A 20,523-nucleotide genomic window follows, 5' to 3' on the forward strand; every position below is an offset into this window, starting at 1 on the left:
TGCGCCTGTGGTGAGGGTCCTGCCGCGGCCGGGACTCTCAGGTCACGTCGTCGTATCCGTCGACCCGGTCCCGGCCGGCCTGCTCGGGCAGGGACCGGCTGGCGGTGACGGGTTCCACCTCGCCGATGTCCTCGGGGGTGAGGTCCAGCTCGGACACCTCGTCGTCGGCCGGGCCCGCCAGCTCGCGGCGGCGCCTGCGGCGGTCGTTGATCAGGGCGAAGACGACCGCGCCGAAGTACAGCACCCAGATGGGACCGGCGAGCAGCAGCATGGACACCGGGTCGGTGCTGGGGGTGGCGACGGCCGCGAAGACGGTGATCGCCATGATCATCACGCGCCACCAGCCGAGCATCCGCTTGCCGGACAGGACGCCGGTGAGGTTCAGCATGATCAGCAGCAGCGGCAGCTCGAAGGAGAGCCCGAAGACGATCACCATCCGCGTCACCAGCTGGAGCAGGTCGTCCAGCGGCAGCAGGTTGTCGACTCCCTGCGGGGTGAAGTCGATGAGCACCTTCGCCGTGGTGGGCAGCACCTTGTAGGCGAAGAAGGCGCCCACGAGGAACAGCGGCACACCGGTGCCGACGAACGCGTAGGCGTACTTCTTCTCGTGTTTGTGCAGGCCGGGCGCGACGAACGCCCACAGCTGGTAGAGCCACACCGGCGAGGCGATCACGATGCCGGCCACCAGGGAGACCTGCAGGGCGAGGGTGAAGGGGGCCAGCAGACCGTTGATCGTGATCTGCGCGCACTGCTGGTGACCGGAGCCCTTCGTGAGCTGTTCGAAGGTCTCGCGGCAGCCGACCGAGTCGAGGATCGGCCTGGTGAGGAAGTTGATGATGTCGTAGTAGAAGAAGGCGGCGACGACCGTCACCACGGCGATGGCGAGCAACGCCTTCGCGAGCCGGTTGCGTAGCTCACGGAGATGGTCCGCGAGGGGCATGCGCCCCTCGGGATCCTTCACCTTCTTGCGGGCAGGCTTGAGCAACCCACGTCCTCATCTCGTGCGGCAGGCCGGAACGGATCCGGCCGTGCGTCAGCGCTGGGCGGTGTCCGTCGGCTCGGTGACCGGCCGTGAGCTGGTCACGTCACCGGGAGCCGCCTGGATCGTGCGCTGGGCGGGAGGCTGCTCGCCCGGGGCCGGCGCCGGGGCGGAGGCGGTGCGGCTCTCCTCCTTCATCGCCTTGGCCTCGCTCTTCAGGATGCGGGCGGACTTGCCCAGCGAGCGAGCCATGTCCGGAAGCTTCTTCGCGCCGAACAGCAGGAGGATGACGACGAGGATGAGAATGATCTCGGGGGCTCCGAGCCTTCCGAACATATGTCTATACCTTCTCACCGAGGCGGCTGGGTGGGATGCTGTCCGACCAGCCGGACATGTGTCCGAGCGGTCGCATCTCGCGGCGATCGTAGCGCTCAGGGGTGAACGCGAGGCAATCCCTGTGCGTACTCCCGTCCACGGACCGGGCCTCGTTCTCCGGTCCGCGTCCCGAGGGTACCTGTCGCGCGCGGCGCCGTGACAGGGCGCGGCGTTCCGTGGCGCACGCCACGGGTGGCGCACCGGCCACTGCCGGCGCCGCTGTCACAGCGACCTCGCGGACCGGGCGGCGCTCACGCTCGCCCGCTCCAGCTCCTCCGCGGCCCGGCTGATGCGCTGCGCCGACTCCGCGACCTGCCGTCCGAGCCGGCGGGCCTGAACGAACACCTGGACGGCGAACACCGCCAGGACGGCGAGACCCACACTTGTCGCGGCTACCGCCACCATCGCCCAGAACATGACGTCGAGCCTACGGGGTCGAGTGCAGCCGCAGCGTCTTGACCCCGCCGCCGGTGAGCAGTTCCACGATCCGCTCCCCGGCCGGCTTGCGGACCGCGGCACCGCACTCGGGGCAGGTGAAGCTGTAGAAGGTGGTGCGGCTGCTCGCGCCGATGGCCAGCCGCAGCGCGCTGGCGGCGAGTTCGAAGCGCGCCCGGCAGTCGGGGCAGCCCGCCCGGTAGACCACCGGTGTCACGCTGCGCATCCCGGCGAACGCCGTCGCCACCGTCATCCCCGACTTCGCCGACTCGCTCACAGTTCCTGCTCCTGCCTGTCCAACCGCCTGCCGATCGGTCCGTGTGCGTCCTCGCCCCCCTCGCGCCCGCCCCGGGCTCCGGGCACCGTCCGGCCCGGTGCCCGTTCCCCGTCCCGGGTGTGCGCCGCGTCCCCGGCCGGGGCCGTGTCCCGCGTCGCGCTCATGTCACCGGTGCGCGGCACCTCGCCGCCGCCCGTGACCTCGCAGTCCTCGTACGCCGCCAGGGCCGCGCGGGCCGCCTGCCGGGCGCTGTCCGCCAGCTCGCGCGGGGCGACGATGCGGCCGTCGCGGCCCAGGCGCAGCGCCAGGCGGCGCAGCGAGGCCGGATCGGGTGTGCGCAGGGTGATGCGCAGTCCGCCGTCGGGCAGCTCCTCGGCGCTGTCGTGCGGGTAGTACTCCGCCACCCAGCGCCCGCTGGGCCCGACCTCGACGACGACCTCGGGGTCCTCGGCCGCCGGCTGCACCAGGGCCTCGGACAGGTCCCGCAGCTCCACCTGCGGCGGCTCGGACGGGTCGTCGAGGATCTTGATCTCGGCTACCCGGTCCAGCCGGAAGGTGCGGCGCGCCTCGGAGCGGCGGCACCAGGCCTCCACGTAGGTGTGGCCGACGCTGACCAGACGGATCGGGTCGATCTCCCGCTCGGTGACCTCGTCCCGGGCCGGCGAGTAGTAGCGGATCCACAGCCGGCGGCGCTCGGAGATGGCGCGGTCCACGTCGGCGAAGACCCCGCCCTCGGACTCGAAGGTCACCGACAGCCGGGAGCTGGTGCCGGCCGCCTCGCCGGCCGCGGCCTCGACCTTCGCCGTGGCCCGCAGCAGGGCCTGCCGGTCGCCCGCACGCAGACCGGGCAGGGTGGCCACCGCGCGGGCGGCCACCAGCAGCGCGGTCGCCTCGTCGGCGGCCAGCCGGAGCGGTTCGGCCGCCTCCGCGGCGAGCGCGGCGGGGTTGTGCCACCAGATGCGTTCGCCGTCGGTGTCGATGTCCAGCAGGTCGCCGCCGCGGAAGCTGGTCCCGCACATGGGCAGCACGTCGAGGTCGGAGACCAGCTCCTCCTCGCTGATGCCGAAGGCGCGGGCCACGTCCTCGATCCGGGCGCCGGGCCGCTCCCGCAGATAGGTCACCAGCGAGAGCATCCGCCGGGTCTGGTCGATGGCGCTCGCGGGCCTGACCGGTTTGCCTGCCACGGTGTCGCTCGCTCCCCCTCAGCCCTCGGCCACGGCACGCAGCCGGTCCACCACGTCGGCCCGCAGCTCGGCGGGCTCCAGCACCACCACGTCCGGGCCGAACTCCACCAGCCAGGCGTCCAGGCCGTGCCCGTACGGGATCTCCAACTCGTCCCAGCCGTCGCCGAGTTCCCGCACGGCGGTGGCCTTCGCCCGCAGCGGGTAGCCGGCCCCCGCGCGCAGCCGGATCCGCGCGGAGCGGTCGGCGGTCTCGCCAGCCCAGTGCGCCACGGTCTCGCGGACGGTGACGACGTCCGGCACGGGCGCGGTGAAGCGGCCCGCCCGTGAGCGGACCTTGCCGGTGATCCGCGACAGCCGGAAGACCCGCTCGGCCTGGCGGTCGCGGTCGAATCCGGCCAGGTACCAGTGGCCGCGCCAGCACTCCAGCGCCCACGGCTCGACGTGCCGGGTCTCGGGCCGGGCGGCGCTGGCCTTGCGGTAGTCGAAGACGACCGGGCGGCGGTCGCGCAGTGCCAGCATCAGCGGTTCGAAGGCGGCCTCGTGGACCGGGATGCGCGGCTCCAGCGCGCCGTGCTCCGCGTACGGGTCGACCTCCTCGGGCAGCCCGGCGGCCCGCAGTTTCTGCAGGGCACCGCTGGCGGCACCGGCGAGCCGGGCCTGCTGCCACACCTTGGCGGCCAGGCCCAGGGCCGCGGCCTCCTCGGCGTCCAGGGTGATGGGCGGCAGCCGGTTGCTGTCCCGGCGGGCGAGGTAGCCGACCTCGCCGTCGACGCTCTCGACGGTCTCGATGACCAGGCCCAGCTCGCGCAGGTCGTCCTTGTCCCGCTCGAACATGCGGTTGAAGGCGTCGTCGGAACCGGTCGCGCCCTGTTCCGGGCCGAACGCCTCGACGTAGGCCTCGATGGACTCCCGCAGCTCGCGCTTGCTGAGCGGCCGCCGGGTCCCGAGCAGGCACAACGCCAGGTTCATCAGCCGCTCGGCCTTGGCAATGGCCATCGATGCCCTTCGCCTTCCGTATGGTGCGTACGACCGATGACCGTACCGCTCCGCGGCGCCACGTCAAAAGCCGAGGCCCGCACCCGGACAGGGGCGGGCCTCGGCCGGCCGGATCCCGCGGGATGCCGGTGTGCGCCGGTCAGACCGCGAGCAGGTCCACGACGAAGATCAGGGTCTCGCCGGGCTTGATCGCCGGGGTCGGGCTGTGGTCGCCGTAGGCGAGGTGGGGCGGGATGGTCAGCTGGCGGCGGCCGCCGACCTTCATGCCCTGCACACCCTGGTCCCAGCCCGCGATGACCCGGCCGGCGCCCAGCGGGAAGCGGAACGGGGTGCCCCGGTTCCAGCTGGCGTCGAACTCCTCACCGGTGCTGAACGCGACGCCCACGTAGTGGACGGTCACGACCTGGCCCGCCTTCGCGACCTCGCCGTCGCCCTCCCAGATGTCCTTGATCTCGAGGTCGGCCGGGGGCTCGCCGCCCGGGAAGTCGATCTCGGGCTTGTCGATGCTCACTGAAAAGCTCCTGCTGTCTGCGACAAAGAACGCCCCCAGTCTTTCATCCCCGCGCCCGGCCCGCCCCCGGCGCCGGTGCACGGTCCGGCGCGCTGCCAGGGCGCGCGGGCACGCCCCGGCGGTGCGGCGGGCCGGACGGCGCCGGTCACATCGCGGCGAGGATGTCCACGGAGAAGACCATCGTGGAGTCCTTGGTCAGGCCGCTGTCGGGCGGCGGGTTGTCGCCGTAGCCCAGGGACGGCGGGATCACGATCAGCACGCGGCTGCCGGCCTTCTTGCCGGTCAGGCCCTGCGCCCAGCCCTTGACGACCTGCTGCAGCGAGAAGGAGGTGAGCGCGTGCCGGCCGTAGGTCGAGTCGAACTCCTTGCCGGTGTCCCACACCACGCCCTTGTACTGCACGAGCACGGTGCTGTCGGCCTTGACCACCGGGCCGTCGCCCTCGATCACATAGTCGGCGACCAGCTTGTCCGGGGCGGGCTTCTTCGGCACCTCGATGGCCGGGGCCTTGCCGTCGGTGTTGGTGCCGACCTTCGGCAGCGCGGCGTCGGTGCGCTCGACGGCCTTGCCCTGCGCCGAGCTGCTTGCGTTGAAGGCGTTCTGCACATCGACGACGAACACCAGCGTGTCGGTGCCCTTGATGCCCGCCTGCGCGTTGCCCTGGGTGCCGTAGCCCCAGGTGGGCGGCACGGAGAACATCACCCGGCTGCCCGCCTTCTTCCCGGCCAGGCCGTAGCGCCAGCCGTCGATGATCGTGCCCTGGGCGAGCTGGATGAGCAGGGGCGTCTTGCGGTCGTAGGAGTTGTCGAAGACCTTGCCCGTGTTCCAGATCTGGCCGAGGTAGTGCGCCTGGATGTAGTCGTTCTCCGCCACGGTGCGGCCGCTGCCCGCGATCAGCGTCTTGACCGCGAGGTCTTTCGACGGCTCGCCGCTGCCCTTGGCCACGGTCGGCTTCTGCCCGAACCCGGTGCCCGCGGTGACCGCCGGCAGCGGCCCGGAGACGATCTTCGGCGGCGGTGCGGCGGACGTGGCCGGTGCGGACGCGGACGGCGACTCGCTGCTGCCGGCCGTGTCCGCATCGTCCTTGTCGGAGCCGCAGGCGGCCAGCGTGACCAGTCCCGCGGGGACGGAGAGAAGAAGAGAGCGTCGGCGCACGGTGGGGCCTCGTAATCGGTCGGTCGTGTGGAAGACGTGCGCGCGCAACTCTACGGGGCGGACAGGGCGCCGTACGTGAAACGTCACGTGACACGTACGGCGCCCGTGTGTCGTTCCGACGGCGGTCCCCCGGCCGGGTGAGCACCGCCGCGGGCGCGTCAGCCGCCGGAACACCCGGTGGCCGGGACGGGCCGCGTTCACATCCCGGCGATCAGCTTCTCCACCCGGTCGTCCACCGAACGGAACGGGTCCTTGCACAGCACCGTGCGCTGTGCCTGGTCGTTGAGCTTGAGATGCACCCAGTCGACGGTGAAGTCCCTGCGCTGTTCCTGCGCCCGCCGGATGAAGTCGCCGCGCAGCCGGGCCCTGGTCGTCTGCGGCGGCACCGACTTGCCCTCGAAGATTCTGACGTCGTTGCAGACCCGGGCCGCCTGGCCCTTCTTCTCCAGCAGGTAGTACAGCCCACGACGGCGGTGGATGTCGTGGTAGGCGAGGTCTATCTGGGCGACCCGCGGATGCGACATGGTCATGTTGTGCTTGGCGCGGTACCGCTCGATGAGCTTGTACTTCATGACCCAGTCGATCTCGGTGTCGATCAGGTCGAGATTCTCGGTCTCGACGGCCTCCAGGGTCCGGCCCCACAGCTCCAGCACCCGCTCGACCGTGCCGGTGCGGATGCCGCGCCGCTCGCAGAAGTCCAGCGCCTTCTCGTAGTACTCGCGCTGCACCTCCAGGGCGGAGGCCTCCCGGCCGCTGGCCAGGCGCACCTTGCGGCGGCCGGTCATGTCGTGGCTGACCTCGCGGATCGCCCGGATGGGGTTCTCCAGGGTCAGGTCGCGCATCACCGTGCCCGCCTCGATCATGCGCAGCACCAGGTCGGTGGCGCCGACCTTGAGCAGCATCGTCGTCTCGGACATGTTCGAGTCGCCCACGATGACGTGCAGGCGCCGGTAGCGCTCGGCGTCGGCGTGCGGCTCGTCGCGGGTGTTGATGATCGGCCGGGAGCGGGTCGTCGCCGAGGAGACGCCCTCCCAGATGTGCTCCGCCCGCTGGCTCACGCAGTACACGGCGCCGCGCGGGGTCTGGAGCACCTTGCCCGCGCCGCACAGCAGCTGCCGGGTGACCAGGAAGGGGATGAGGATGTCCGCGAGCCGGGAGAACTCCCCGTGCCGTGCCACCAGGTAGTTCTCGTGGCACCCGTAGGAGTTGCCCGCCGAGTCGGTGTTGTTCTTGAACAGGTAGACGTCGCCCGCGATTCCCTCCTCGTGCAGGCGTCTTTCCGCGTCCACCAGGAGTCCTTCGAGAATGCGCTCGCCGGCCTTGTCGTGGGTGACCAGTTCGATCACGTTGTCACATTCGGGTGTCGCGTATTCCGGATGTGATCCCACGTCGAGATAGAGCCGGGCGCCGTTCCGCAGAAAGACATTGCTGCTGCGGCCCCATGACACGACACGGCGGAAGAGGTACCGCGCCACCTCGTCAGGCGACAGACGGCGCTGTCCCCTGAACGTGCACGTGACGCCGTACTCGTTCTCCAGCCCGAAAATGCGGCGGTCCATGAGTGAACATTACGCCTGATCCCCCGGACTGAAACGAGGTTCGGCGGCACGATTCGGATCATTTTCCGGACGCGTCACGACCACGGCCCGCCCGGCGGGCGCCGTGAGCAGCCGGCCCGTGGCCAGCAGCACCAGCAGGGACACCGCCCCCGCGGCGCCCGGCACCGCGAACCCCCACAGCGTGCCGCCCGACTGGACCACCGGCCCGGCCACCGCCGTGCCCGCCGAGGACCCGACCGTGAAGGTCGTCACCAGCCACGAGAACGCCTCGGTCACCGTGCCGCGCGGCGCGTGCCGGTCGACCAGGACGAACGCGCACGCGATGCAGGGCGCCAGGAACAGCCCGGCGACCACGGTGAGCAGCACCATCGCGGGCACGCCCGGCCGGAGCATCAGCGGCAGGTAGCACACCGCCAGCGCGCCCACCAGCACCCGCAGCCGCCGCTCGGGCGCGCCAGCCCACTGCCGCGCCCCGTAGACCGCGCCGCCGGCGAGAGCCCCGAGCCCCAGTGCGGCCATCAGCGAGCCGTACACCGCGTCCCCGCCGTGGGCGTCCGCGTACGACACCGCCGCCACCGTGATCGAGCCCAGCGCGGTCCCCACGAACAGGAAGGCGCCGAGCAGCGCCAGCAGCCCGGGCGAGCGCAGCGCCCCGAGCCAGTGCGCCTCGCGCGGTGCCGACCGCCACGCCCGTGACGGCGGGGAGACGACCACCGTCAGCGCGCCCAGCACCCCGAGCGCGTTCAGCACCACCAGGGCGGCCCGCGCCGACCACAGCGCCACGCAGCAGGTGACCAGCAGCGGTCCCACGGTGAACATGACCTCCTGCGCCACCGCGTCCATCGCGTACGCGGTGTGCACCTGCTCCTCGCGGCGCAGCACGGACGGCCACAGGGCGCGCAGCCCGCCCTCCAGCGGCGGGGTGAGCAGCCCGGCCGCCACCACGGCCGTCCAGGCGAGGGCCGGCGGCTCGGTGCCGGTCAGGGCGAACACCGTCATCGCCAGCGCCGCACCCACCGCGGCCGGCAGCTGCACCCGGGGCTGGCCGTACAGGTCCACCAGCCGGCCGAGCAGGGGCTGGCCGACCGCGTTGGCCACGCCGTACGCCGCCGCCAGGGCGCCCGCCAGGCTGTAGGTGCCGCCCTCGGCCCGCACGAACAGCACGATCGTCAGGGCCGCGGTGGCGTTCGGCAGCCGCCCCACCAGGGTCCCCGCCAGCAGCCGGGCGGCATGCCGCGCCCGCAGGACGTCCAGGTACCGTGCGCCTGCCGCGGCCATCGTGTGTCCTCCCGAGCCGGACGTTGTACGTATAACGTGACCGGCCATACGTACCATGAGCGCTGTTCACCCGTCCAGGAGCAGTCCGGCCGGCCGTGCCCGGCGGCCGGCGCAGCGGACCCAGCACGAAGGAGCAGTGCCACGGTGGCACCCGCAAGCACCCGGCCCACCAGCCGCGACGTCGCCCGGGCCGCCGGCGTCTCCCAGGCCGCCGTCTCGCTCGTCCTCGGCGACAAGTGGCGCGGCCGGGTCTCCGAGGCCACCGCGGAACGCGTCCGCCGGGCCGCCCGTGACCTCGGCTACCGGCCCAACCTCGCGGCCCGCAATCTCCGTCTCGGCCGCACCCGCACCGTCCTGCTCGTGGTCCCCGCGCTGACCACCGAATTCTTCGCCGGCGTCTACACCGGCGCCGCCCGTGTCGCCGCCGAACACGGCTTCGGCGTCGTCCTCTACCCCTCGCCCGAGGGCGTCGGCCCCGCCCGCAATCCCTTCGCCTCCGCGCGGGCCGCCCTGGACGGTGTCATCGCGTCGTCCATGGCCGCCGATGCCCTGACCGCTCTGCGCGGCGAGCAGCTGCCCCTCGTCATGCTCGACAGCGACCCCGCCGGCAGCCTCGGCGCCGCCACCGTCAACCTGGACATCGCCGACGGCGCCCGGCAGGTCGCCGAGCATCTGCTGGACCTCGGCCACCGGCACTTCGTGCACCTGGCCGCGGACGTGCCCTCCTGGACCTTCGAGGTCCGGGCCCGCGCCCTGGCCGCCCGGATCGGCGCCGTGCCCGGCACCTCGGTCCGCACCGCCCGCACACCGATCTCCCCGGAGGGCGCCCGCGCCGCCGTGCAGGCCGCGTTCGGCGACCCCGGCACCCCTCGCCCCACGGCCGTGATCTGCGACGACGACGCGCTCGCCGTGGGCGCCTACAAGGGCCTGCGCCGTCTGGGGCTCAGGGTGCCCGAGGACGTCTCCGTCACCGGCGTGGACGACCTGCATCTGGCCACGGCCGTCGACCCGGAGCTGACCACGGTCCATCTGGACGCCGAGCTGTTCGGCGAGCGCGGCATGCAGGCTCTGCTGGCCGTCCTGGAGGGCCGCACGCCACAGGGCGGGGACATTCCCGTGCGTCTGGTGGTGCGGGGCTCCACGGCCCCGCCGAGCACGCCCTGAGACGCCCGGTGCCCCGGCCTGCCGAAACGCTTCGGCAAGCCGGGGCACCCGAGCTGCCCATCCCGCGGGCCGGAAGGACGGCAGCCCGCGGGCCGGGGTGGCGGTCACTTCTCCTCGGTGTCCCCCGCGTCCGCCGCGTCCGCCGGGCCGTCCACGCCCGTGGCGTCCTTCGAGGCGTCGCCGTCGTCGCCCTGCAGCAGCCGGGCCAGCTGGCGGCCGGTGATCCGCTTGAACTTCCGCTTCTGCGGACGGGTCCGGTCCAGCACCGCCACTTCCAGGCGCTCGGCGGGGATCTCCCGCTCGGAGCCGTTGGTGTCGCGGGACAGCGCCTGTACGGCCAGCTTCAGCGCCTCCGACAGCGTCATCCCGTCCCGGTGCCGCTGGTCGAGGTAGCTGCTGATCTGCTCGGCGTTGCCGCCGACCGCCACCGAGCCGTGCTCGTCCACGATCGACCCGTCGTGCGGCAGCCGGTAGATCTGGTCGCCCTCCGGGGTCTCCCCCACCTCGGCGACCACCAGCTCCACCTCGTACGGCTTCTCCGCCGCGCTGGAGAAGATCGTGCCCAGCGTCTGGGCGTAGACGTTCGCCAGGCCCCGCGCGGTCACGTCACCGCGGTCGTAGGTGTATCCGCGCAGGTCGGCGTAGCGGACACCGCCGATGCGCAAGTTCTCGTACTCGTTGTACTTGCCGGCAGCCGCGAAACCGATCCGGTCGTAGATCTCGCTGAACTTGTGCAGCGCCCGGGACGGATTCTCACCGACGAACACGATCCCGTCGGCATACTGCAGCACGACCAGGCTGCGGCCCCGGGCGATGCCCTTGCGGGCGTACTCCGCCCGATCGGCCATGGCCTGCTGAGGTGACACGTAGAACGGCGTCGACACCGGTTTATCCGTCCCTTTCTGTAGAAGTCACTGGATCACCTTGAACAAGAAACCCGGCCGCCCGGCTACAGCAGTGCGGCCCGCGGGCCGTCGGGCTGCTCCAGACGCCGCTGCAGCACCGAACGGGCGATCTCGGAGGTCTCCTCGTCGGTGAGCCGGCGGAAGCCGTCCTCGGTGATCACGGTGACGATCGGATAGATCCGGCGGGCGACATCGGGACCACCGGTCGCCGAGTCGTCGTCTGCCGCGTCGTACAGGGCCTGTACCACGAGGGTGGTGGCCTCTTCCTCGCCCAGGTCCTCGCGGTAGAGCTTCTTCATCGAACCACGGGCGAACACCGAGCCGGAACCCGTGGCCGCGAAGCCGTGCTCCTCGCTGCGGCCGCCGGTGACGTCGTAGGAGAAGATGCGGCCCTTGTCGCGGTCCAGGTCGTAGCCCGCGAACAGCGGGACCACCGCAAGGCCCTGCATGGCCAGGCCCAGATTGGAGCGGATCATGGTCGACAGCCGGTTCGCCTTGCCCTCCAGCGACAGCTGCGTCCCCTCCACCTTCTCGAAGTGCTCCAGCTCCAGCTGGAACAGCTTCACCATCTCCACGGCGATGCCCGCCGTGCCGGCGATGCCGACGGCCGAGTACTCGTCCGCGGGGAAGACCTTCTCGATGTCCCGCTGCGCGATCACATTGCCCATGGTCGCCCGGCGGTCACCGGCCAGCACGACACCGCCCTCGAAGGTCACGGCGACGATCGTCGTGCCGTGCGGTGCCTCGATCGCACCCTGGGTGGGCGGCAGCTGCCGGTTCCCGGGGAGCAGCTCCGGCTTGTGCTGAGCAAGGAAGTCCATGAAGGAGGAGGACCCAGGCGTCAGGAAGGCAGCTGGCAGACGCCCGGTGCTACGAGTGTTCGCTTCCACGCGATCCCTTCCACGTAAGCAGCAGCCCGCCTTACGGCATCGGGCCGTTCCTTGAACTGCCCCAGTGCAGCGGTGCAGCTGAAGCACAGTACGCCACGGACCCTACCCGTCTCATGGCGGTGACCGACATGCTCGGGTGGCACCGTCGGGCACGGCCGGCACACGCCCCCGGGCGCGGCGACCGACGCGTCACGTGCGGCTGCGGTACGGGGGGCGCGGGGACGTCCCGAGGCGGTCCTGCCGCTCCCGGGCGTCGTGCGGGCACCCCCGGCCATCACCTCGGCCTTCGCCTGCGCGGACTGGTGCACGCGCGCACCAGCGGCGCCGGAAGCGCGGGGCGCGGGACTGCGCCGCGCGCTCCCGGCCGTGCACCGAAAGCCGTCGCACCGGTCCCCGTCCCCGCCGGCCACGGCCGGCGGACGCCGTCGCACACACCGAGTGCGGCGCCGTGCCGCCGGGCCGCCGGGCACTCCCACCCCTTGCCGCCTTCAGTGCGCGGGGGAGCCGGCGCAGGCCGCCGTCACTCTCCGCCCTTCTGCACGAAGCTGCGCACGAAGTCCTCGGCGTTCTCCTCGAGCACGTCGTCGATCTCGTCCAGGACGGAGTCCACGTCGTCGCTCAGCTTCTCGTGGCGTTCCTTGAGGTCCTCGGCGGCCTGCGCGTCCTGCGCCTGCTCCTCGACCTCCTCGGTCGAGCGCGTGGCCTTCTGCTGCCCGCCGCCGGTGTCCTTCGTTGCCATAACCCTCACCCCGCTCAGTTCGCCCGACTTGGTCGGCCTTTCGACCGATCGGTGATGCTCAGACCCTACCGTCCGGGTCTGACATCGGCCCCGCGGTTGCCCTGCGTGCGGGGCTCTTCCGATGATTCCCGGTCGCCGGTGTTTCCACTCTGTCGTGTGCCGCCGGCCAGGCACCGGCGGCACACGGACGGCCCCGGGTACCGCTCACCTGCCGCCGGAGAGGACCCGGACCAGGTCCTCGGCGGTGCGGCAGCGGTCCAGCAGTTCCTTGACGTGCTTGCGTGTGCCGCGCAGCGGCTCCAGGGTGGGCACCCGCTGCAGCGAGTCCCGGCCCGGCAGGTCGAAGATCACCGAGTCCCAGGAGGCCGCGGCGACGTCGTCGGCGTACTGCTCCAGACAGCGTCCGCGGAAGTAGGCCCGGGTGTCCTCGGGCGGCTTCCTGCGGGCCCTGTCGACCTCGCTCTCGTCCAGCAGCCGCTTCATGCGGCCCCGGGCCACCAGGCGGTTGTAAAGGCCCTTGTCGGGGCGTACGTCGGCGTACTGCAGGTCGATCAGGTGCAGCCGCGCGGAGTCCCAGTCCAGGCCGTCGCGGCGCCGGTAGCCCTCCATCAGCTCCCGCTTGGCGACCCAGTCCAGCTCGCCGGACAGGCTCATCGGGTCGTTCTCCAGACGGGTGAGCGTGTCCTCCCAGCGGGCGAGGACGTCACGGGTCTGCTCGTCGGCGTCGGCACCGTAGCGTTCCTCCACGTACTTGCGGGCCAGCTCGTAGTACTCCATCTGGAGCTGGACCGCGGTCAGGGTGCGGCCGCTGCGGAGCGTGACCAGACGCTTGAGCGTCGGGTCGTGCGAGACCTGGTGCAGGGTGCGCACGGGCTGCTCGACGGCCAGGTCGACCGCGATGAAGCCGTCCTCGATCATGGACAGCACCAGGGAGGTCGTGCCCAGCTTGAGGTAGGTGGAGATCTCGGAGAGGTTGGCGTCGCCGATGATCACGTGCAGGCGGCGGTACTTCTCCGCATCGGCGTGGGGCTCGTCCCGGGTGTTGATGATGGGCCGCTTCAGGGTCGTCTCCAGGCCGACCTCGACCTCGAAGTAGTCCGCGCGCTGGCTGATCTGGAAGCCGTGTTCATGACCGTCCTGGCCGATGCCGACGCGGCCGGCGCCGGCGAAGACCTGGCGGGTGACGAAGAAGGGCGTCAGGTGGCGCACGATGTCGGAGAAGGCGGTCTCCCGCTTCATCAGGTAGTTCTCGTGCGTGCCGTAGGAGGCGCCCTTGTTGTCGGTGTTGTTCTTGTAGAGGTGGATCGGCTGGGCGCCGGGCAGCTGGGCGGCCCGTTCGGCGGCCTCGGCCATGATCCTCTCCCCGGCCTTGTCCCACAGCACGGCGTCGCGCGGGTTGGTCACCTCGGGGGCGCTGTACTCGGGGTGGGCGTGGTCGACGTAGAGGCGGGCGCCGTTGGTCAGGATGACGTTGGCCAGGCCGATGTCCTCGTCGGTGAGCTGGCTGGCGTCGGCGGCCTCGCGGGCGAGGTCGAAGCCGCGGGCGTCCCGCAGCGGATTCTCCTCCTCGAAGTCCCAGCGGGCCCGGCGGGCCCGGTGCATCGCCGCGGCGTACGCGTTGACGATCTGGGACGAGGTGAGCATGGCATTGGCGTTGGGGTGACCGGGAACGGAGATGCCGTACTCCGTCTCGATGCCCATCACTCGCCGTACGGTCATGCGGCCCTCCTTGCCCGGCGGCGCCCTCGGTCGTGGGCGGCGCTCACGTACCGCTGGTGCCCGGGTGCCTGTGCGGTGCCTGTGCCCGTCCCCGCACTGCGCGACCCGGCGGTAGGAACGAGCCTAGAACGCCTTTGCGCCGGCGGGGAGATCATGTGCCTCATTGCCTGCTCCATGCGGGGGCCTGGAAAAAGCAGCAGGCTGCGGGTACCCGCCGAGGGCACCCGCAGCCGCCCTGCTTTTACAGGTACTGTCCGGTGTTCGCCACCGTGTCGATGGAGCGCCCGGTGTCCGCGCCCTGCTTTCCGGTGATGAGCGTGCGGATGTAGACGATCCGCTCGCCCTTCTTTCCGGAGATCCGGGCCCAGTCGTCGGGGTTGGTGGTGTTGGGCAGGTCCTCGTTCTCCTTGAACTCGTCCACGCACGCCTGGAGGAGGTGGGAGACGCGGAGGCCCTTCTGGTTCTTCTCCAGATAGTCCTTGATCGCCATCTTCTTGGCGCGGCCCACGATGTTCTCGATCATGGCGCCGGAATTGAAGTCCTTGAAGTACAGGACTTCCTTGTCACCGTTGGCGTAGGTGACCTCCAGGAAGCGGTTCTCCTCGGTTTCGGCGTACATCTGCTCGACCGCGGTCTGGATCATCGCCTGGACCGTGGCGGCCTTGTCGCCGCCGTGTTCGGCCAGGTCGTCCGCGTGCAGCGGCAGACGCTCGGTGAGGTATTTGGCGAAGATGTCCTTGGCCGCCTCGGCGTCGGGACGCTCGATCTTGATCTTCACGTCCAGCCGGCCGGGGCGCAGGATGGCGGGGTCGATCATGTCCTCGCGGTTGGAGGCGCCGATCACGACCACGTTCTGCAGGCCCTCCACACCGTCGATCTCGGCGAGCAGCTGCGGGACGATGGTGTTCTCCACGTCCGAGCTGACACCGGAGCCGCGGGTGCGGAAGAGGGACTCCATCTCGTCGAAGAAGACGATGACCGGGGTGCCCTCGCTGGCCTTCTCCCGGGCCCGCTGGAAGACCAGGCGGATCTGCCGCTCGGTCTCGCCGACGTACTTGTTCAGCAGCTCGGGGCCCTTGATGTTGAGGAAGAAGCTCTTGCCCGCGGCCTGGCCGGTGACCTCGGCGACCTTCTTGGCCAGCGAGTTGGCCACGGCCTTGGCGATGAGCGTCTTGCCGCATCCGGGAGGCCCGTAGAGCAGGACGCCCTTGGGCGGGCGGAGTTCGTGCTCCTTGAACAGGTCCGGGTAGAGGTAGGGCAGCTCGACGGCGTCGCGGATCATCTCGATCTGGGCACCGAGACCGCCGATCTGCTCGTAGCCGATGTCGGGCACCTCTTCGAGGACGAGTTCCTCGACCTCGCTCTTGGGCACGACCTCGTAGACGTAGCCGGACCTCGGCTCGAGCAGAAGGGCGTCACCGGGGCGGATGGTGGCGTTCAGCAGCGGCTCGGCGAGCCGCACCACCCGCTCCTCGTCGGTGTGCCCCAGTACCAGGGCTCGCTCGCCGTCCTCCAGGATCTCCTTGAGGGTGACGATGTCGCCGACGCGCTCGAACTCCATCGCGTCGACCACGTTGAGCGCCTCGTTCAGCAGCACTTCCTGGCCGCGGCGCAGCTCGTCCAGCTCGACGCTGGGGCTGACGTTCACCCGCAGCTTGCGGCCTCCGGTGAAGATGTCGGCGGTGCCGTCCTCGTTGGCCTGCAGGAAGACACCGAAACCGGCGGGCGGCTGGGCGAGCCGGTCGACCTCCTCCTTGAGGGCCACGATCTGGTCACGGGCCTCACGGAGGGTGTTCGCAAGGCGTTCGTTCTGTGCGGACACGCCGGCCAGGTTGGTCTGCAGCTCGACGATCCGCTCTTCGAGAATCCTCGTGTGTCGCGGAGAGTCGGCGAGCTTGCGTCGCAGGACGGCGATCTCCTGCTCAAGGTAGGCGATCTGCCCGGCCGGGTCGTCGGACCCCTGCCCCGGGCGGATGCCGCGGTTCGTGTCGTCGTCGTGGGCTGCCACGGTCCTCACCTCCTCCAAGGGGAGCTGGACGCTTCCAGACCCTACCTGGGTGGGTGTCGATTGAAACCCCTAGATCACAAAGACGGTCGGGGTGTGTCCGATCTTCACCCTTGCGCTCTCCCTCACGCCAGGGGAATACCCACCGAAGATGATTGGAAAGCGGACAGATATAGGGTCGAGATGTTCAACACCCGTCAGAGCTGGCCTGATTCCCGCGCAGCTCGACGTAAAACGGCAGGAGTAGATGAGCGTGCAAGAACAGACCGCGGAGGGCGGCGAGGCGCTGGAGGTCTGGATCGACCAGGATCTGTGCACCGGTGACGGCCTCTGCGCGCAGTACGCACCCGAGGTGTTCGAGCTGGACATCGACGGTCTGGCCTATGTGAAAAGCCCGGACGACGAGCTGCTGCAGGACAAGGGGGCGACAACGCCCGTGCCACTGCCGCTGCTGAGGGACGTGGCCGACTCGGCCCGGGAATGCCCGGGCGAGTGCATCCACGTACGCCGCGTTTCGGACAAGGTCGAGGTGTACGGCCCCGACGCGGCGTGACCGCGGGGGCGCGCACGGTCGCGGCCGTGCGCTGCGGGCCGCCAGGGCGCGCGGTCGCGAACCGACCGTCGCGCGCCCCGGCGGGCGTGGACTCACACGCTGTGTGCCCGCGCGGGCGCGGAACGCAGGAACGCGCCGTTCTTCCACTGCCACTTCACGCTGTCCTTCAGGTCGGGACAGCAGGCGGGCACGTCCGGGGACGAGTAGCCGAGCAGCGTGGCTGTGACGGCTTCGTCGCGGACGGTGAGAGTGGTCACCGTGTTGCGGTCCTTCGGATCGACCAGGGTGGCCACCACCCGCGCCGGGCCCGCGCCGTCGCCCCGGGTGAGCACATAGACACCGTCGGGCGGGGTGCCCGTGGGGGCGTCGCAGTGGACGGCCGCGACGGTCTCCGGCCGGCCGTCGCCGTCCAGGTCGCCGGAGGCCTGCCGGGCGACGACGGCCTTGACCGGACCACACTGGACCGGGAAGGCCACGCCCGCGGTGGAGGGGGCGGGGGCGGCCGTCGCGGGCGCGTCGCGCACCGGTGTCCCCCCGGGCTGGGCGGCGGTGGCGGAGCCGGGCTGGACGGACGAGGTGAGCGCGACCACTCCGGCGACGGCGGCGGCGGTGGCGACCCAGTGGATGGGCCGGGGGTGCGTGTGTGCCAGATCCGGAACGGCGGGGTGCTGCACGAGGAGTGTCTCCTGTGAGGGCTGTGCCGGTGGGGTGGCCAGCATCGTGCCACACGTCACAGTGCGGGGGAACCGTGGGGTGCACCGCACCTTCGCACCGCCCGCCGGCAACGCGCGGGCGGTGCGGCCCAGTTCCGCCGGCACGGGGAACTGGGCCGCACCGCCCGTTCGTTGAGGACGGCCGCCGGCTGAGGCGGCGCCGGTCAGCGGCCGGCGCCCCCGCCGGCGTTGGGGCCCTCGTAGTCCTCGCCGTAGGCGCCCTTGGCGGGACGGCGGCGACGCATGGGCGGTTCCACGCCGTCGGCGAGACGGCGGGCGGTGAGCAGGAAGCCGGTGTGCCCGATCATGCGGTGGTCGGGGCGGACGGCCAGGCCCTCGATGTGCCAGTTGCGGATCATCGTCTCCCAGGCGGTCGGCTCGTTGAAGCAGCCGATCTCGCGGATGGACTCCACGGTCCGGGCGAGCTGGGTGGTGGTGGCGACGTAGCAGCACAGGATGCCGCCCGGGACGAGCGCCTTGGAGACGGCCTCCAGGCACTCCCACGGGGCGAGCATGTCGAGGATGACGCGGTCGACGTCGGTGTCGGACAGGTTGTCCTGCAGATCGCCGACGGTCAGCTGCCAGGCCGGGTGCGGGCCGCCGAAGTAGCGCTCGACGTTGGCCCGGGCGATCTCGGCGAAGTCCGCGCGCCGCTCGTAGCTGTGCAGCATGCCCTGGTCGCCGATGGCCCGCAGCAGGAAGCTGCTGAGCGAGCCGGAGCCGACGCCGGCCTCGACGACCCGGGCGCCGGGGAAGATGTCGGCGAAGGCGAGGATCTGGCCGGCGTCCTTGGGGTAGACGACGGCTGCCCCGCGGGGCATGGACAGGACGTAGTCGGGGAGCAGGGGACGCAGCGCGAGATAGGCGACGTTGCCGGTGGTGCGCACCACGGTGCCCTCGGGAGCGCCGATCAGTTCGTCGTGCGGGAAGGACCCCTTGTGGGTGTGGAAGTTCTTCCCGGCTTCGAGTGTGAACGTGTAGTGGCGGCCCTTGGGGTCCGTCAGCTGTACCTGGTCCCCGACCCTGAAGGGCCCGCGGCGGCGGGCGGCACCGGTCGGTTCGGACATGTGACCAGCCTACCGGTCCCCGACGGGCCTCCTGACCACGTGCCGGGCCCGCGGACGGGCCCCGCGCGCGCCGGGGACGGACGTGGCCCTACGCCCCGGTGCGGGGCCCGGACGAGGTTCCAGGGCGGGCCATGGCGCGGACGAAGGCCCGCTCGACGTCCGCGGCGGACAGCACGCCGTAGATCTCGCCCGTCTCCTCCACGACCAGGTACTCGGTGGCCGGGGTGGCGCGCAGGGCGTCGAGGAGTTCCTCTCCGGCCAGCTCGGCCGACACTCGCATGCCCTCGGTGAGGTCCTGGGCGAGTTCGCTGGCCCTCACCCAGGGGCGGCGGTGTTCGGGGACGTGGGCGATGGCGGACTCGCGGACCAGGGACAGCGGGTTGCCGTGTCCGTCGACCACGACCAGGGCGCGGGCGCCCGCGTCGTTGGCCCGGCGCAGGGCCTCGGCGAGGGAGGTGTCGGTCTCCACGGGCACCGCGCGGCGGGTGAGGGTGCGGGCGCGCAGGTGCGGCAGCTGTTCCCGCAGCCGGGCCATGCGCAGGCTGTTGCCGGCGCCGGTCCAGATGATCGCGGCGATGATGGCGGCGAGGAGCGCGTCGGTGACGGTGTCCACACCGACGCCGGGCCCGGTGTCGTCGCCGAGGCTGCCGGACTGGCTCACCAGGGGCAGTCCGACGAGCACGGCGACGGCCAGGGCGCGGCCGACCCAGGCGGCGGCCACGGTGCCGGTCATCGGCCGGCCGCTGATCTTCCAGACGACCGCGCGCAGCATGCGGCCGCCGTCCAGGGGCAGGCCGGGCAGCAGGTTGAACGCGGCGACGACCAGGTTGGAGATCATCAAGGCGGCCAGCAGGACCCCGAGGACCGAGCCGCGCTCGACCGGCTGCAGGGCGAGGTAGAACACGCCGCCGAGGACCACGGAGAGCAGCGGGCCGACGAAGGCCAGCAGGAACTCGCGGCCCGGGGTCTCGGCCTCCTTCTCGATCTCGGAGACGCCGCCGAAGAACTGCAGCTGGATGCGGCGCACCGGCAGCTTGAAGCGGAGGGCGACGAAGGTGTGGGCGAGTTCGTGCACCAGGACGGAGCCGTAGAAGGCGACCGCGAAGAACAGGGAGACCAGATACCGGGCGGCGCCGAGTTCGGGCAGGACCCTCTCGAGCTGTCCGCCGAACACCCAGGTGATCAGCGCGGCGACGAGGAACCAGCTGGGCCCGACGTACACGGGGACGCCGAAGGGGCGGCCCATGAGCAGCCCGCCGCCCGGCCCCCGCGGGGGGCGGGGCGGACGGGGCGGGGGTGTGCCGGGGGCGCCTGTACCGGGGCCGCCGTGGGCGTGCGCCCGCTCCGGATGCCGGTCGCCGGCCTGCCGGGGGTCCCGGTCGTCGCGAACGGCGGTGCCGGCGGGCTGCGGCTGTGGCGACGGGGCCGGCCGCGCGTCGTGGGCCGCGTCGCTCCCGGCCGGTGCGGTGGAGGCCGGGTCCCCTGCTGCCTCGGTGCCGCCCGGGCGGTCCGCGCCCTCCGGCCGGCCGGCGGGCCGCGGAAGGCCGCTCCGCCGTGCGGCCGCCTCGCCGGGGCCTTCGGGGCCGACGGCCGGCGCCGTGGGATCCGTGCGGGGCTCGGCCGGCTCGTCGTTGCCGGGCCGCGGCTGCCCGCTCCCGCCGCTCACGTCCACGGTGTCCCCTCGTCAGATGCGCGTCTTCTGCGCTCGTCGGCCAGAAGCTCTCGACGTCGATGGTATGCGGCGACGACCCGCGGTTCCGCCTGGCACCCCCGGGTCCTTCCCGCCGTGCGCCGCCGTCACCGTGGGTGGATCCTCCCCGGGCCGGGTCACCGGCTGGGTCACTGTCAGTGGCGGGCCGTAAGGTTCGTGGTCATGGAGACCAGCAGCCAGGACGGAGCGCAGTCCCGCGGCGGCACGGCGGCGGACCGGCGGCCGGTCCCGCCGCCGGAGCCGGCCGCGCCCCGGGCGTCGGCGGTGACGGTGCCGGCGGCCGGGGCGCCGGCGGCCGGGGGGCCCGCGC

At 71.8% G+C, this 20,523-nt stretch carries 21 protein-coding genes; 2 read left to right on the forward strand and 19 right to left on the reverse strand.

Annotated elements, in window-relative coordinates; genetic code table 11:
- Positions 1 to 37: 37 nt before the first annotated feature.
- The 10 genes from tatC to IE286_RS21430 all read right to left on the reverse strand — a co-directional run bounded on the left by tatC (position 38) and on the right by IE286_RS21430 (position 8,747).
- Positions 38 to 985: a twin-arginine translocase subunit TatC gene (gene tatC, locus IE286_RS21385; RefSeq protein ID WP_189798385.1), complete on the reverse strand. Its 948-nt coding sequence runs from the start codon at positions 983 to 985 to the stop codon at positions 38 to 40.
- Positions 986 to 1,033: 48 nt separating this feature from the next.
- Positions 1,034 to 1,315 carry a Sec-independent protein translocase subunit TatA gene (tatA, locus tag IE286_RS21390; protein WP_189798386.1) on the reverse strand — a complete coding sequence of 94 codons (282 nt, stop codon included), beginning with the start codon at positions 1,313 to 1,315 and terminating at the stop codon, positions 1,034 to 1,036.
- 261 nt (positions 1,316 to 1,576) lie between these two features.
- Positions 1,577 to 1,771: a hypothetical protein gene (locus tag IE286_RS21395; protein ID WP_189798387.1), complete on the reverse strand. Its 195-nt coding sequence runs from the start codon at positions 1,769 to 1,771 to the stop codon at positions 1,577 to 1,579.
- 10 nt (positions 1,772 to 1,781) lie between these two features.
- A complete protein-coding gene (locus IE286_RS21400) occupies positions 1,782 to 2,042 on the reverse strand; it encodes a CpXC domain-containing protein (protein WP_189798402.1) in 261 nt (86 codons plus the stop codon).
- Between the two features lie 20 nt (positions 2,043 to 2,062).
- Positions 2,063 to 3,250, reverse strand: coding sequence for a helix-turn-helix transcriptional regulator (locus IE286_RS21405; RefSeq protein ID WP_229863266.1), 1,188 nt, complete (start codon positions 3,248 to 3,250; stop codon positions 2,063 to 2,065).
- Positions 3,251 to 3,268: 18 nt separating this feature from the next.
- Positions 3,269 to 4,246, reverse strand: a complete 978-nt coding sequence (locus IE286_RS21410; RefSeq protein ID WP_189798388.1) for a helix-turn-helix transcriptional regulator — start codon at positions 4,244 to 4,246, stop codon at positions 3,269 to 3,271.
- 139 nt (positions 4,247 to 4,385) lie between these two features.
- Entirely contained in the window at positions 4,386 to 4,757 is a 372-nt protein-coding gene (locus IE286_RS21415) for an FKBP-type peptidyl-prolyl cis-trans isomerase (RefSeq protein ID WP_189798389.1), read from the reverse strand.
- Positions 4,758 to 4,902: 145 nt separating this feature from the next.
- A complete protein-coding gene (locus IE286_RS21420) occupies positions 4,903 to 5,910 on the reverse strand; it encodes an FKBP-type peptidyl-prolyl cis-trans isomerase (RefSeq protein ID WP_189798390.1) in 1,008 nt (335 codons plus the stop codon).
- 197 nt (positions 5,911 to 6,107) lie between these two features.
- On the reverse strand, positions 6,108 to 7,469 hold the full coding sequence (gene pafA, locus IE286_RS21425) for a Pup--protein ligase (RefSeq protein ID WP_189798391.1): 1,362 nt from the start codon (positions 7,467 to 7,469) through the stop codon (positions 6,108 to 6,110).
- Positions 7,470 to 7,478: 9 nt separating this feature from the next.
- Entirely contained in the window at positions 7,479 to 8,747 is a 1,269-nt protein-coding gene (locus IE286_RS21430; RefSeq protein ID WP_189798392.1) for an MFS transporter, read from the reverse strand.
- A 144-nt stretch (positions 8,748 to 8,891) separates the two neighbouring features.
- On the opposite strand from IE286_RS21430, the gene IE286_RS21435 reads away from it, so the two are divergent.
- Positions 8,892 to 9,911, forward strand: coding sequence for a LacI family DNA-binding transcriptional regulator (locus IE286_RS21435; RefSeq protein ID WP_189798393.1), 1,020 nt, complete (start codon positions 8,892 to 8,894; stop codon positions 9,909 to 9,911).
- Between the two features lie 104 nt (positions 9,912 to 10,015).
- Here IE286_RS21435 and prcA read toward each other — a convergent pair whose 3' ends face one another.
- From prcA to arc, 6 genes are all read right to left on the reverse strand, one after another.
- Positions 10,016 to 10,795, reverse strand: coding sequence for a proteasome subunit alpha (gene prcA / locus IE286_RS21440; protein WP_189798394.1), 780 nt, complete (start codon positions 10,793 to 10,795; stop codon positions 10,016 to 10,018).
- 65 nt (positions 10,796 to 10,860) lie between these two features.
- Complete coding sequence (gene prcB, locus IE286_RS21445) at positions 10,861 to 11,706, reverse strand: proteasome subunit beta (protein WP_189798395.1); 846 nt, start codon at positions 11,704 to 11,706, stop codon at positions 10,861 to 10,863.
- Positions 11,658 to 11,981: an endonuclease domain-containing protein gene (locus IE286_RS21450; RefSeq protein ID WP_189798403.1), complete on the reverse strand. Its 324-nt coding sequence runs from the start codon at positions 11,979 to 11,981 to the stop codon at positions 11,658 to 11,660. Before IE286_RS21450 ends, prcB begins: the two co-directional genes overlap by 49 nt.
- Positions 11,982 to 12,226: 245 nt before the next feature.
- Positions 12,227 to 12,445 (reverse strand): ubiquitin-like protein Pup, encoded by a 219-nt coding sequence (locus IE286_RS21455; RefSeq protein ID WP_125499188.1) that lies wholly within the window; start codon positions 12,443 to 12,445, stop codon positions 12,227 to 12,229.
- Between the two features lie 204 nt (positions 12,446 to 12,649).
- Positions 12,650 to 14,164 (reverse strand): depupylase/deamidase Dop, encoded by a 1,515-nt coding sequence (dop, locus tag IE286_RS21460; protein ID WP_372462513.1) that lies wholly within the window; start codon positions 14,162 to 14,164, stop codon positions 12,650 to 12,652.
- Between the two features lie 241 nt (positions 14,165 to 14,405).
- On the reverse strand, positions 14,406 to 16,172 hold the full coding sequence (gene arc, locus IE286_RS21465) for a proteasome ATPase (RefSeq protein ID WP_125499189.1): 1,767 nt from the start codon (positions 16,170 to 16,172) through the stop codon (positions 14,406 to 14,408).
- Between the two features lie 244 nt (positions 16,173 to 16,416).
- On the opposite strand from arc, the gene IE286_RS21470 reads away from it, so the two are divergent.
- Positions 16,417 to 16,722 (forward strand): ferredoxin, encoded by a 306-nt coding sequence (locus IE286_RS21470; protein ID WP_189427732.1) that lies wholly within the window; start codon positions 16,417 to 16,419, stop codon positions 16,720 to 16,722.
- Positions 16,723 to 16,814: 92 nt separating this feature from the next.
- Here IE286_RS21470 and IE286_RS21475 read toward each other — a convergent pair whose 3' ends face one another.
- From IE286_RS21475 to IE286_RS21485, 3 genes are all read right to left on the reverse strand, one after another.
- Positions 16,815 to 17,396 carry a hypothetical protein gene (locus IE286_RS21475; RefSeq protein WP_189798396.1) on the reverse strand — a complete coding sequence of 194 codons (582 nt, stop codon included), beginning with the start codon at positions 17,394 to 17,396 and terminating at the stop codon, positions 16,815 to 16,817.
- Positions 17,397 to 17,599: 203 nt separating this feature from the next.
- On the reverse strand, positions 17,600 to 18,502 hold the full coding sequence (locus tag IE286_RS21480; RefSeq protein ID WP_125499192.1) for a tRNA (adenine-N1)-methyltransferase: 903 nt from the start codon (positions 18,500 to 18,502) through the stop codon (positions 17,600 to 17,602).
- Positions 18,503 to 18,590: 88 nt separating this feature from the next.
- Positions 18,591 to 20,174, reverse strand: coding sequence for a site-2 protease family protein (locus IE286_RS21485; protein WP_189798397.1), 1,584 nt, complete (start codon positions 20,172 to 20,174; stop codon positions 18,591 to 18,593).
- Between the last annotated feature and the right edge of the window lie 349 nt (positions 20,175 to 20,523).

Origin of the sequence: Streptomyces thermodiastaticus (assembly GCF_014656135.1) — a bacterium.
In the GTDB taxonomy this organism is placed as follows: domain Bacteria; phylum Actinomycetota; class Actinomycetes; order Streptomycetales; family Streptomycetaceae; genus Streptomyces; species Streptomyces thermodiastaticus.

What these genes read in the sequence shown, in the direction of transcription:
- tatA (WP_189798386.1), bottom strand. Translation starts at nt 1,315, where the DNA reads ATGTTCGGAAGGCTCGGAGCCCCCGAGATCATTCTCATCCTCGTCGTC.
- IE286_RS21395 (WP_189798387.1), bottom strand. Translation starts at nt 1,771, where the DNA reads ATGTTCTGGGCGATGGTGGCGGTAGCCGCGACAAGTGTGGGTCTCGCC.
- IE286_RS21400 (WP_189798402.1), bottom strand. Translation starts at nt 2,042, where the DNA reads ATGACGGTGGCGACGGCGTTCGCCGGGATGCGCAGCGTGACACCGGTG.
- IE286_RS21410 (WP_189798388.1), bottom strand. Translation starts at nt 4,246, where the DNA reads ATGGCCATTGCCAAGGCCGAGCGGCTGATGAACCTGGCGTTGTGCCTG.
- pafA (WP_189798391.1), bottom strand. Translation starts at nt 7,469, where the DNA reads ATGGACCGCCGCATTTTCGGGCTGGAGAACGAGTACGGCGTCACGTGC.
- IE286_RS21430 (WP_189798392.1), bottom strand. Translation starts at nt 8,747, where the DNA reads ATGGCCGCGGCAGGCGCACGGTACCTGGACGTCCTGCGGGCGCGGCAT.
- IE286_RS21450 (WP_189798403.1), bottom strand. Translation starts at nt 11,981, where the DNA reads ATGGCCGGGGGTGCCCGCACGACGCCCGGGAGCGGCAGGACCGCCTCG.
- IE286_RS21455 (WP_125499188.1), bottom strand. Translation starts at nt 12,445, where the DNA reads ATGGCAACGAAGGACACCGGCGGCGGGCAGCAGAAGGCCACGCGCTCG.
- dop (WP_372462513.1), bottom strand. Translation starts at nt 14,164, where the DNA reads ATGACCGTACGGCGAGTGATGGGCATCGAGACGGAGTACGGCATCTCC.
- IE286_RS21470 (WP_189427732.1), top strand. Translation starts at nt 16,417, where the DNA reads ATGAGCGTGCAAGAACAGACCGCGGAGGGCGGCGAGGCGCTGGAGGTC.
- IE286_RS21480 (WP_125499192.1), bottom strand. Translation starts at nt 18,502, where the DNA reads ATGTCCGAACCGACCGGTGCCGCCCGCCGCCGCGGGCCCTTCAGGGTC.